General features: G+C 59.4%; 10 protein-coding genes. 7 read left to right on the forward strand and 3 right to left on the reverse strand.

Going from position 1 to position 12,452, the window contains the following annotated elements:
- Positions 1-67: 67 nt before the first annotated feature.
- Positions 68-1,756, forward strand: coding sequence for a urocanate hydratase (hutU, locus tag ACOT1A_RS14840; protein ID WP_003858533.1), 1,689 nt, complete (start codon positions 68-70; stop codon positions 1,754-1,756).
- Entirely contained in the window at positions 1,753-3,273 is a 1,521-nt protein-coding gene (gene hutH / locus ACOT1A_RS14845) for a histidine ammonia-lyase (protein ID WP_276170404.1), read from the forward strand. Before hutU ends, hutH begins: the two co-directional genes overlap by 4 nt.
- A 103-nt stretch (positions 3,274-3,376) precedes the next feature.
- Here hutH and ACOT1A_RS14850 read toward each other — a convergent pair whose 3' ends face one another.
- Both ACOT1A_RS14850 and bioA read right to left on the reverse strand, forming a co-directional pair.
- Complete coding sequence (locus ACOT1A_RS14850; RefSeq protein WP_003858531.1) at positions 3,377-3,853, reverse strand: kinase inhibitor; 477 nt, start codon at positions 3,851-3,853, stop codon at positions 3,377-3,379.
- 47 nt (positions 3,854-3,900) lie between these two features.
- Positions 3,901-5,190, reverse strand: a complete 1,290-nt coding sequence (gene bioA, locus ACOT1A_RS14855) for an adenosylmethionine--8-amino-7-oxononanoate transaminase (protein WP_032677216.1) — start codon at positions 5,188-5,190, stop codon at positions 3,901-3,903.
- Positions 5,191-5,276: 86 nt separating this feature from the next.
- Between bioA and bioB the strand changes: the two genes are divergently transcribed.
- From bioB to bioD, 4 genes are read left to right on the forward strand one after another with little or no spacing between them, the layout of a single operon-like run.
- Complete coding sequence (bioB, locus tag ACOT1A_RS14860; protein ID WP_038415709.1) at positions 5,277-6,317, forward strand: biotin synthase BioB; 1,041 nt, start codon at positions 5,277-5,279, stop codon at positions 6,315-6,317.
- Positions 6,314-7,471 carry an 8-amino-7-oxononanoate synthase gene (gene bioF, locus ACOT1A_RS14865; RefSeq protein WP_276170403.1) on the forward strand — a complete coding sequence of 386 codons (1,158 nt, stop codon included), beginning with the start codon at positions 6,314-6,316 and terminating at the stop codon, positions 7,469-7,471. Before bioB ends, bioF begins: the two co-directional genes overlap by 4 nt.
- A complete protein-coding gene (gene bioC, locus ACOT1A_RS14870) occupies positions 7,455-8,210 on the forward strand; it encodes a malonyl-ACP O-methyltransferase BioC (protein WP_276170402.1) in 756 nt (251 codons plus the stop codon). The genes bioF and bioC overlap by 17 nt, the downstream gene beginning before the upstream one ends.
- A complete protein-coding gene (bioD, locus tag ACOT1A_RS14875; RefSeq protein ID WP_074132799.1) occupies positions 8,203-8,904 on the forward strand; it encodes a dethiobiotin synthase in 702 nt (233 codons plus the stop codon). Before bioC ends, bioD begins: the two co-directional genes overlap by 8 nt.
- Here the strand turns inward: bioD and ACOT1A_RS14880 are convergent.
- A complete protein-coding gene (locus ACOT1A_RS14880; RefSeq protein ID WP_023305730.1) occupies positions 8,867-9,589 on the reverse strand; it encodes an ABC transporter ATP-binding protein in 723 nt (240 codons plus the stop codon). The genes bioD and ACOT1A_RS14880 overlap by 38 nt on opposite strands.
- Positions 9,590-10,337: 748 nt before the next feature.
- Between ACOT1A_RS14880 and uvrB the strand changes: the two genes are divergently transcribed.
- Positions 10,338-12,353 carry an excinuclease ABC subunit UvrB gene (gene uvrB / locus ACOT1A_RS14885; RefSeq protein ID WP_003858519.1) on the forward strand — a complete coding sequence of 672 codons (2,016 nt, stop codon included), beginning with the start codon at positions 10,338-10,340 and terminating at the stop codon, positions 12,351-12,353.
- Positions 12,354-12,452: the final 99 nt, after the last annotated feature.

Consider the following 12,452-nt stretch of genomic DNA (forward strand, 5'->3'; position numbering starts at 1 on the left):
ACCTTGTGTGTGCTTGTCTATACAAGTATATCTAAATGCATCACCTGTCCCTTATGAGGAACACACAATGTCGTCAGATAAATACCGCAAGCAGGATGTCCGCGCCGCGCGCGGCACCACGCTCACCGCAAAAAGCTGGCTCACCGAAGCACCGCTGCGCATGTTGATGAACAACCTTGATCCTGAGGTAGCAGAGAATCCCCATGAGCTGGTGGTCTACGGCGGCATTGGCCGCGCCGCGCGCAACTGGGCGTGCTATGACGCGATTGTCGAGTCTTTGACGAATCTCGAAAACGACGAAACGCTGCTGGTGCAATCCGGCAAGCCGGTTGGCGTATTCAAAACCCATAAAAATGCGCCCCGTGTGCTGATTGCCAACTCCAACCTGGTGCCGCACTGGGCGACGTGGGAACACTTCAACGAGCTGGACGCAAAAGGGCTGGCCATGTACGGCCAGATGACCGCGGGTAGCTGGATCTACATCGGCAGCCAGGGGATTGTGCAGGGCACCTATGAAACCTTCGTGGAAGCGGGCCGACAGCACTATAACGGCTCACTGAAAGGCCGCTGGGTGCTCACCGCCGGACTGGGCGGCATGGGCGGCGCGCAGCCGCTGGCCGCGACGCTGGCCGGCGCGTGCTCCCTGAACATTGAGTGCCAGCAGAGCCGCATCGATTTCCGTCTGCGTACCCGCTATGTCGATGAACAGGCCGACAACCTCGATGACGCGCTGGCGCGCATCAAAAAGTACACCGCTGAAGGCAAAGCCGTGTCGGTTGCCCTGTGCGGCAACGCGGCGGATATTCTGCCGGAACTGGTGGCGCGCGGCGTGCGTCCGGATCTGGTCACCGACCAGACCAGCGCTCACGATCCGCTTCATGGTTACCTGCCAAAAGGCTGGACGTGGGAAGATTACCAGCAAAAAGCGGAAACCGATCCTGAGGGCACGGTACTGGCGGCTAAACGCGCCATGGCGGAACACGTCTCCGCGATGCTGGCCTTCAGTAAGATGGGTATTCCGACCTTTGATTACGGGAATAACATCCGCCAGATGGCGAAAGAGATGGGGGTGAATAACGCCTTTGACTTCCCCGGCTTCGTGCCCGCCTATATTCGTCCGCTGTTCTGCCGCGGCATCGGGCCGTTCCGCTGGGTTGCCCTCTCCGGCGACCCGGAGGATATCTACAAAACCGACGCCAGAGTAAAAGAGATTGTCGCCGACGACGAACATCTGCACCGCTGGCTGGACATGGCGCGCGAGCGCATTAATTTCCAGGGCTTACCGGCGCGTATCTGCTGGGTCGGGCTGGAGTGGCGGCAAAAACTCGGCCTCGCCTTTAACGAAATGGTGCGCAGCGGCGAAGTCTCCGCGCCGATCGTCATTGGCCGCGACCACCTGGACTCCGGCTCTGTCGCCAGTCCGAACCGTGAAACCGAAGCCATGCGCGACGGCTCGGATGCGGTCTCCGACTGGCCGCTGCTGAATGCCCTGCTGAACACCGCCAGTGGCGCAACCTGGGTGTCGCTGCACCACGGCGGCGGCGTCGGGATGGGCTTCTCCCAGCACTCCGGGATGGTCATCGTCTGTGACGGTACCGACGAAGCGGCGGCACGTATTGCTCGCGTGCTGCATAACGACCCGGCAACCGGCGTGATGCGCCACGCGGATGCGGGTTACGAGATTGCCATTGATTGTGCCAAAGAGCAGGGCCTGAACCTGCCGATGATCCCCGCCACACAAGGAAAGCCTGCATGAACGTGTTAACACTTACTCCCGGCTCTTTGTCGCTCAAACAGCTGCGTCACGTCTGGCGTCAGCCGGTGACACTCGCCCTTGATGAAAGCGCCCACCGTGCCATTAATGACAGCGTGGCCTGCGTGGAGGCGATTGTAGCGGAGGGGCGCACCGCCTACGGCATCAATACCGGGTTTGGCCTGCTGGCACAGACCCGCATTGCCACGCACGATCTGGAGAATTTACAACGTTCGCTGGTGTTGTCGCACGCGGCGGGGGTTGGCCAGCCGCTGGACGATGAGATCGTCCGCCTGATGATGGTGTTGAAAATCAACAGCCTGGCGCGTGGGTTTTCCGGCATTCGTCTGAGCGTGATCCAGGCGCTGATGGCGCTGGTGAATGCGGAAGTTTATCCGTGGATACCGGCAAAAGGCTCCGTTGGAGCTTCCGGCGATCTGGCGCCGCTGGCGCATATGTCACTGCTCCTGCTGGGTGAAGGCAAGGCGCGCTGGCAAGGGGAGTGGCTGCCTGCGAAAGAGGCGCTGAAAAAAGCCGGCTTAGCGCCGATCACCCTCGCGGCAAAAGAAGGGCTGGCGCTGCTCAACGGCACGCAGGCGTCGACGGCCTTTGCGCTGCGCGGCCTGTTTGAAGCAGAAGATCTGTTCGCCTCCGCGGTGGTGTGTGGTGCGCTGACCATTGAAGCGGTGCTCGGCTCGCGTCGTCCGTTCGATGCCCGCATCCACGAGGTGCGCGGCCAGCGCGGTCAGATTGATGCCGCAGCCATGTACCGCCACGTACTTACCGATACCAGCGACATTGCCGATTCGCATCACAACTGCGAGAAGGTGCAGGATCCGTATTCTCTGCGCTGCCAGCCGCAGGTGATGGGCGCATGCCTGACACAGCTTCGCCAGGCGGCAGAAGTGCTGCTGGTGGAGGCCAATGCGGTGTCCGACAACCCACTGGTGTTTGCTCAGGAAAACGAGGTGGTCTCCGGCGGCAACTTCCACGCCGAGCCGGTGGCGATGGCCGCAGATAATATCGCGCTGGCGATGGCCGAAATCGGAGCATTGTCCGAGCGTCGAATCGCACTAATGATGGATAAACACATGTCCCAGCTGCCGCCGTTCCTGGTGCGCAACGGCGGCGTGAACTCGGGCTTTATGATCGCCCAGGTCACCGCCGCAGCACTGGCAAGCGAAAACAAAGCCCTGTCGCATCCGCACAGCGTGGACAGCCTGCCAACGTCAGCAAATCAGGAAGATCACGTTTCGATGGCCCCGGCTGCCGGGCGTCGACTGTGGGAGATGGCCTCCAACACCCGCGGCGTGCTGGCGGTGGAATGGCTGGCGGCGTGTCAGGGTATTGATTTACGCGAAGGGCTAAAATCCAGCCCGCTGCTGGAGCAGGCGCGTCATACGCTGCGCGAGCACGTTACGCACTACGATGAGGACCGCTTCTTTGCGCCGGATATTGATAAGGCGATACAGCTTCTGGAAGAAGAAACCCTTGCAGGACTGCTACCTTCCGTGCTGTGATTTTTACCCTCACCCTAACCCTCTCCCTGTGGGAGAGGGGATTGTTAGGTTTTCTCCCTCTCCCTGTGGGAGAGGGCCGGGGTGAGGGCATCAGCCCGCACGATTACGAATACATCGCCGTAATCGACGCGCTGCCCAGCGAATGGAAATGGACGTTAAAGCCTACCATTGCCCCGCTCGCCCCTTCGTCAACCTCAATCTTGTCCACATCCAGCGCGTGCACCGTGAAGATATAGCGGTGCGTTTCCCCTTTTGGCGGCGCCGCGCCGCCGTAGCCCGCTTTGCCAAAGTCCGTGCGGGTCTGAATCGCACCGTCGGGCAGGGCAACCAGATCGGAACCGGAACCCTGCGGCAGCACGCGGGTGTCGGCGGGCAGGTTTGCCACGATCCAGTGCCACCAGCCCGAGCCGGTTGGCGCATCTGGATCGTAGCAAGTCACGACAAAACTTTTGGTTCCCGCTGGTACATCGTCCCACGCCAGATGGGGAGAGATATTATCTCCCTGATAACCCATCCCGTTAAACACGTGACGTTCCGGCAGCTTTTCGCCGTCGCGCAAATCTTTACTGATGATTTTCATCCTATTTCCCTCGTTACTCACTCATTCAGAAAGTGTAACGCATGGGGTTAAATCGTGAAATGCGCTGATATGTTAACGGCTTTAACCACTGCCCCGGTCAGCTTGTGGAGCTGATCCGGAGAAATGCTGTACGGCGGCATGAGGTAAATCAGCTTACCGAAAGGTCGCACCCAAACGCCCTGGTCAACGAAGAAGCGCTGCAACGCGGCCATGTTCACCGGATGCGTTGTCTCGATCACCCCGATGGCACCCAGCACGCGGACGTCCGCGACGTATTCCGCCTCCACCGCTGCGCTTAGCTGCTGCTTCAGCTGTGCCTCAATCGCCGCCACCTGCGTCTGCCACTCGCCGCTCTCCAGAATGGCGAGGCTTTCGCTTGCCACTGCGCAGGCCAGCGGGTTGCCCATAAACGTCGGGCCGTGCATAAAGCAGCCCGCGTCGCCGTCGCTGATGGTGTCGGCAACCTGGCGGGTGGTGAGCGTGGCGGAGAGCGTCATGGTGCCGCCGGTGAGCGCTTTCCCCAGGCACAGAATATCCGGCGCGATCCCTGCATGCTCGCAGGCAAACAGCTTCCCGGTACGGCCAAAGCCGGTGGCGATCTCATCGGCAATCAGCAAAATTCCTTCGCGGTCGCACATCTTCCGAATGCGCTTCAGCCACTCGGGGTGATACATCCGCATTCCGCCCGCGCCCTGCACAATCGGTTCGAGAATAACGGCGGCAATCTCGTGGCGATGGGCCGCCATCAAACGCGCGAAGCCCACCATGTCCATCTCGTCCCATTCGCCGTCGAAGCGGCTCTGCGGGGCTGGCGCAAACAGGTTTTCCGGCAGGTAGCCTTTCCACAGGCTGTGCATGGAGTTGTCCGGATCGCACACCGACATCGCCCCGAAGGTGTCGCCGTGATAGCCGTTGCGGAAGGTGAGGAACCGCTGGCGCGTTTCGCCCTTCGCATGCCAGTACTGCAACGCCATTTTCATCGCCACTTCCACGGCCACCGAGCCGGAATCAGCCAGGAAAACACACTCCAGCGATTCAGGCGTCATCGCTACCAGGCGACGGCATAAATCCACCGCGGGCTGATGCGTGATCCCGCCAAACATCACGTGTGACATCTGGTCAATCTGCGCTTTCATCGCCGCGTTCAGACGCGGGTGGTTGTAGCCATGGATCGCCGCCCACCAGGAGGACATCCCGTCAACAAGCCGCTCGCCGCTGGCGAGATGCAGCTCGCAGCCGTGGGCAGAGGCTACCGGATAGACGGGAAGGGGGCGGGTCGTGGAGGTGTAAGGGTGCCAGATATGCTGCTTGTCGAAGGCGAGATCGTCCTGGGTCATAATCGACTTGTAAACCATTTTGAAAAGTTTTAGGTTTACAAGTATAAACCGAACCGACAATTAACAAAACCCTTTGGAGAAGCCCGATGGCTCACCACGCACGCTGGACGATGTCGCAAGTCACTGAATTATTCAACAAACCTTTCCTGGAGCTGATGTTTGAGGCGCAACAGGTGCACCGCCAGCACTTCGATCCGCGTCATGTTCAGGTCAGCACGCTGCTGTCGATCAAAACCGGGGCTTGCCCGGAAGACTGCAAATATTGCCCGCAAAGCGCGCGCTATAAAACCGGTCTCGAATCCGAGCGCCTGATGGAAGTCGAGCAGGTGCTCGACTCAGCGCGCAAGGCCAAAAACGCTGGCTCAACCCGCTTCTGCATGGGCGCGGCGTGGAAAAACCCCCATGAGCGCGACATGCCCTATCTGGAGCAGATGGTGAAGGGGGTGAAGGAGATGGGGCTTGAAGCCTGCATGACCCTGGGTACGCTGAACGAGGAGCAGGCGCAGCGCCTCTCGGCGGCAGGACTGGATTACTACAATCACAACCTCGATACCTCGCCGGAATTCTACGGCAACATCATCACCACGCGCACCTATCAGGAGCGTCTGGACACGCTGGATAAAGTGCGTGATGCGGGGATCAAGGTCTGTTCCGGCGGGATCGTGGGACTGGGCGAAACGGTAAAAGATCGTGCCGGCCTGCTGTTACAGCTGGCGAACCTGCCGACCCCTCCGGAAAGCGTGCCCATCAACATGCTGGTGAAGGTAAAAGGCACGCCGCTGGCGGATAATGAGGACGTGGATGCCTTCGATTTCATCCGCACCATCGCGGTGGCGCGCATCATGATGCCAACCTCTTACGTTCGCCTCTCTGCCGGTCGCGAGCAGATGAGCGAGCAGACCCAGGCGATGTGCTTTATGGCCGGGGCCAACTCCATCTTCTACGGTTGCAAACTGCTGACCACACCAAACCCGGAAGAGGACAAAGACGTTCAGCTGTTCCGCAAGCTGGGGCTGAACCCACACCAGACCGGGGTACAGGCGGGGGATAACGAGCAACAGCAGCAGCTGGAGCAGCAGATTTTCAACGCCGACACTGACCAGTTCTACAACGCGGCAGCCGTATGACCTGGCAGGCACGTATCAGGACCGCGCTCGACGAGCGGCGGGCGGCGGATGCATTTCGGGTACGCAGGGTAGTGGAAAACGGTGCAGGCCGTTTTCTCACCCGGGAAGGAGAGCGGTTCTGTAATTTCTCCAGCAACGATTATCTGGGCCTGAGCCAGCACCCGCAAATCGTTCGTGCCTGGCAGCAGGGCGCGGATCGTTACGGCGTGGGCAGCGGTGGCTCCGGGCACGTCAGCGGCTACACCACGGCGCATCAGGCGCTGGAGGAAGAGCTGGCCGACTTCCTGGGCTACCCGCGGGCGCTGTTGTTTATCTCCGGTTTTGCCGCGAATCAGGCGGTGATTGCCGCCCTGATGGGCAAAGACGACCGCATCATCGCGGACCGCCTGAGCCACGCCTCCCTGCTTGAAGCCGCCAGTCTCAGCCCGGCACAGCTGCGGCGTTTTGCCCATAACGATGCCTCTCAGCTGAACGTCCTGCTGGGTAAACCCTGTTCAGGGCTTCAGCTGGCGGTGACGGAAGGGGTATTTAGCATGGACGGAGACAGCGCCCCCCTGGCCGCGTTGCACGACGCCGCAAAACAGCAAAACGCATGGCTGCTGGTCGACGATGCCCACGGCATTGGCGTCATCGGCGAGGAGGGGCGCGGAAGCGCTTATCAGCAGGGCGTCAGGCCGGAACTGCTGGTGGTCACCTTCGGCAAAGGCTTCGGCGTCAGCGGTGCCGCGGTGTTGTGCAGCGAGCCGGTGGCCGACTACCTGGTGCAGTTCGCCCGGCACCTGATCTACAGCACCAGCATGCCCCCGGCGCAGGCCGTGGCACTCTCTGCGTCGCTTGCGGTGATCCGCGGCGAAGACGGCGCTGAACGCCGGGCTCGCCTGGCCGACCATATTCAGCGTTTTCACCGGGGGGTAAGCGAACTGCCTTACCGGCTTACCGACTCGCACAGCGCCATTCAGCCCGTGATTGTGGGTGAAAACCATCGGGCACTGATGCTGGCACAGGCGCTACGAGAACGCGGGCAGTGGGTCACGGCGATCCGCCCACCCACCGTGCCGCCAGGCACCGCGCGCTTGCGTCTGACGCTTACGGCAGCGCACGAGCCGCAGGATATCGATACGCTTCTGGAGGCACTGTATGTCTCCCGTCAATAAACAGGCCGTTGCCGCCGCGTTTGGCCGGGCAGCGCAAAGCTATTCACAGCACGATGAGCTGCAACGCCTGAGCGCGCGCGGGCTGCTGGCCGCGCTCGGTGACGGGCGTTTTGCGCAGGTGCTCGACGCGGGCTGCGGGCCAGGCGGCAATAGCCGCTACTGGCGCGCAACGGGCAGCCACGTCACGGCGCTGGATTTATCCGCGCAGATGCTGGATGAAGCCCGCCAGCAGCAGTCAGCAGACCGTTATCTGGTGGCCGATATCGAGGCCATCCCGCTGGAGGATGAGCTGTTTGACCTCGTCTGGAGCCATCTGGCGGTGCAGTGGTGCACCAGCCTGTCGCAGGCGCTACGCGAGCTTTACCGCGTGGCACGGCCCGGCGGAGCGGTGGCCTTTACCACCCTGCTGGAAAGTTCGTTGCCGGAGCTGAATCAGGCGTGGAGGGCGGTGGATGCGCAGCCGCACGCCAACCGGTTTCTCTCGCACGAACAGGTCACTCAGGCGCTGGCAGGCTGGCGCTATCGCAGTGAGGTCCAGACCGTCACCCTCGAATTTAGCGATGCGTTAAGCGCCATGCGCTCTCTTAAGGGGATAGGCGCGACGCACCTGCACGCCGGTCGGGAGAAGAAACCCCTTACCCGCGGCCAGCTCCAGCGTCTGGAGCTGGCCTGGCCGCAGGAACGGGACCGGTTCCCGCTCTCTTATCATCTTTTTCATGGGATTATTGAACGTGACTGAACGTTATTTTGTTACCGGTACGGACACCGAAGTCGGTAAAACGGTTGCCAGCGCCGCGCTGTTGCAGGCGGCGCGTCAGCTGGGGAAAACAACGGCCGGGTATAAGCCCGTAGCCTCCGGCAGCGAGATGACGCCGGAAGGCTTACGCAATACTGATGCGCTGGCGCTACAGCGTAACAGCAGCCTTGTGCTGGCCTATTCTGCGGTGAACCCCTATACCTTTGCTGAACCCACCTCGCCGCACATCGTCAGCGCCGATGAAGATCGTCCGATTGATTTTTCGGTGCTCTCTTCCGGATTACGCAACCTGGAAACGCAGGCCGACTGGGTGCTGGTGGAGGGGGCTGGCGGCTGGTTTACCCCGCTGTCCGACGAGCAGACATTTGCTGACTGGGTGCAGGCCGAGCAGCTTCCGGTCATTCTGGTGGTGGGGGTGAAGCTTGGCTGTATCAATCACGCCATGCTGACCGCTCAGGCCGTGCAGCAGGCCGGGTTGCGTCTGGCAGGGTGGATTGCCAATGACGTGGTTGCGCCGGGTAAACGTCATGCTGAGTATCTGGCGACGCTGAAGCGGGTGCTGCCTGCGCCGTTTCTCGGTGAGATCCCGTGGCTTGCCGACGGCGCAGAGCAGGCGGAAACCGGACGCTATCTTGACCTCAGCGCCTTATGTCCCGCGCCATCCAGTGCGCAATAAGATCGTCATCCAGCTCGTTAACGTGGCCCTGCGCCACGTTACGCCCGCGATAAAGCATGCAGAAACGATCCGCTACCCGGCGGATAAACGACAGCTGTTGCTCCGCTAACAGCACCGTCATTCCCAGCTCCCGATTCAACCGTACCAGCAGTTGACCCAGCCTGCGGGCGAAGCCTTGCCCTGCGCCATACATGGGCTCATCCAGAATCAACACGCGCGGGCGATTAACCAGCGCACTGGCGAGGGCAAGCTGATACTGGTCGTCGGGGGACAGCGCAGAGGCACGGCTCTGTCGCAGCGGATAGAGCTCCGGAAACAGGGCGTACACATCATTTTTTGATGTCGGGTCGGATTTCCCCGTCGCCCGCATAGCGATATGCAGATTTTCATCGACGGTCAGTTGGGAAAATATCCGCCGATCCTGCGGGACGTAGCCTATCGTTGGCGGCGCCGTTAATGCTGACGCAGGGCTGAGCAAATTACGCGGCGGCGCGCCAGCCTCATGCCAGATGATGGTGCCGCTCTCAACGGGCACCTTTCCGGTAATGCAGTTCATGAGCGTGGATTTACCCATGCCAGGCAGGCCAACAATGCCCGTACAGATGCCTTGCGGGAAATCGATATTCACGTTCCATAGCGTATGTTGGCTTCCGTAAAACTGATTTACAGCACGCAGACTCAACATCTTTCTCTCCTTAAAAATGTGTGGGGTAATGCTCAGGCTGATATCTGCAAAACGCCTGCCAGAAACAAAATAATGATTAAAAAAGAGCCATTTTTAGGAATAACCCTCTGCTAAAAGCTTAACGTTTGTTCGAATTGCACGCTCCCGGTGCCGTGCGTGTCGAATCGTGGTGCAGGGAAAATGACGGAATTGTGATTAAGATCTCGCCGGTTACTTATGAAAAAATGAACGTTTTCCAGGCAAAAAAGAGTGATAAAAATTTTTTACTGCCGCTTCGTGGGAAAAACCGGGAATTTGCTGGAGTGCATGCTGTACGGGCTGGAGGCAGTTATCCACTATTCCTGTGGATAACCTTGTGCATTAGAGTTAGAAAACACGCGATAAGCGAGAGAATACGCGGGTTACGCCCAAATTGATGCGAAACGCGGCTTTAGGAAATAGTCTATATTTTTTAACGAATTAGATAAAAGCAATTCCCTCAGCGCCAGCGACACCTGTTGCCATAAAACTTTCATAACCGCCCTTGACAAATGTTAAAAAAGTAATAGTTCTGGGGATAACCCCCTGAGGCTGGTGTTTTATATTGTCACAGTTGAAATTTAGCTCGCGAACGCACTAATCCTCTCTGCGCTACGCTAAATATCCTGACACGCTACTGGTTTTCCATCCAGTGTTTTTTACTGGCAATCCTGGCCACAACGAGTAAAATTACTCACCTGCCGCTTATTCTGTCATCAGGTCGTCGCCCATGAGTAAACCGTTCAAATTGAATTCTGCTTTCCGTCCTTCCGGGGATCAGCCCGAGGCCATTCGTCGCCTGGAAGAGGGGCTGGAAGACGGGCTGGCGCACCAGACCCTGCTGGGGGTAACCGGTTCGGGTAAAACCTTCACTATTGCCAACGTCATTGCCGATCTCCAGCGTCCTACGATGGTTCTTGCGCCGAACAAAACGCTGGCGGCGCAGCTGTATGGTGAGATGAAAGAGTTCTTCCCGGAAAACGCGGTGGAGTATTTCGTCTCCTACTACGACTACTACCAGCCGGAAGCCTACGTTCCCAGCTCCGACACGTTTATCGAGAAAGATGCCTCGGTGAACGAACATATCGAGCAGATGCGTTTGTCGGCGACCAAGGCGCTGCTGGAGCGTCGTGATGTGGTGGTGGTGGCCTCGGTGTCGGCGATTTACGGCCTGGGCGATCCGGATCTCTATCTCAAGATGATGCTGCACCTGACGCAGGGGATGATCATCGATCAGCGGGCGATTTTGCGCCGTCTGGCGGAGCTGCAGTACACCCGTAACGATCAGGCGTTCCAGCGCGGGACCTTCCGCGTACGTGGTGAGGTGATTGATATCTTCCCGGCGGAATCGGACGACATGGCGCTGCGCGTGGAGCTGTTCGATGAAGAGGTTGAACGCCTGTCGCTGTTCGATCCGCTGACCGGTCATGTGGAGTCTGTGATCCAGCGCTTCACCATCTACCCAAAAACGCACTACGTGACGCCACGCGAGCGTATCGTACAGGCGATGGAAGAGATTAAAATTGAGCTGGCAGACCGCCGCAAGGTGCTGCTGGCGAACAACAAGCTGCTGGAAGAGCAGCGCCTGAGCCAGCGTACCCAGTTCGATCTGGAGATGATGAACGAGCTGGGCTACTGCTCCGGCATTGAAAACTACTCACGCTACCTCTCCGGGCGCGGACCGGGCGAAGCGCCGCCGACGCTGTTTGACTACCTTCCGGCGGACGGCCTGCTGGTGATCGACGAATCCCACGTTACGATCCCCCAGATCGGCGGGATGTACCGCGGTGACCGCGCGCGTAAAGAGACGCTGGTGGAGTACGGATTCCGACTGCCGTCAGCGCTGGACAACCGTCCGATGAAGTTTGAAGAATTTGAGGCGCTTGCTCCGCAGACCATCTACGTATCGGCGACGCCGGGCAACTACGAGCTGGAGAAATCCGGTGATGACGTGGTGGACCAGGTTGTGCGTCCGACCGGGCTGCTGGATCCGATTATCGAGGTGCGTCCGGTGGCGACGCAGGTGGACGATCTGCTCTCGGAAATACGTGCCCGCTCTGCCATCAACGAGCGCGTGCTTGTGACCACGCTCACCAAACGTATGGCGGAGGATTTGACGGAGTATCTGGAAGAACACGGCGAGAAGGTGCGGTATCTGCACTCGGATATTGATACCGTGGAGCGTATGGAGATCATCCGCGACCTGCGCCTGGGCGAGTTCGACGTGCTGGTGGGTATCAACCTTCTGCGCGAAGGTCTGGATATGCCGGAAGTGTCGCTGGTGGCGATTCTGGACGCGGACAAAGAGGGCTTCCTGCGTTCCGAGCGCTCGCTGATCCAGACCATTGGCCGTGCCGCGCGTAACGTCAACGGGAAGGCGATTCTGTACGGGGATAAAATCACCCCGTCGATGGCCAAAGCGATTGGCGAAACGGAACGTCGTCGCGAGAAGCAGCAGCGCTATAACGAAGAGCACGGCATCACGCCGCAGGGGCTGAACAAGAAAGTGGTGGATATCCTGGCGCTGGGTCAGAACATTGCGAAGACCAAAGCGAAAGGGCGCGGCAAGGCCCGTTCAGTGGTGGAAGAGGATACCGTCGCGCTGACCCCGAAAGCGTTGCAGCAAAAGATCCACGAGCTGGAAGGGCAGATGATGCAGCACGCGCAGAATCTGGAGTTCGAAGAGGCTGCGCAAATCCGCGATCAGCTGCATCAGCTGCGGGATCTGTTTATTGCGGCATCGTAGTTTTTTGCCCGGTGGGGTTTTCTCCCTCTCCCTGTGGGCTGAGGGATCCCCAGTAATTTTTTTATGCAGAAGCAATAAAGTTGCTTTCTAAATGACTGA

The sequence above is a fragment of the Enterobacter cloacae complex sp. SYL003 genome (genome assembly GCF_049236925.1).
Taxonomy (GTDB): Bacteria; Pseudomonadota; Gammaproteobacteria; order Enterobacterales; family Enterobacteriaceae; genus Enterobacter; species Enterobacter intestinihominis.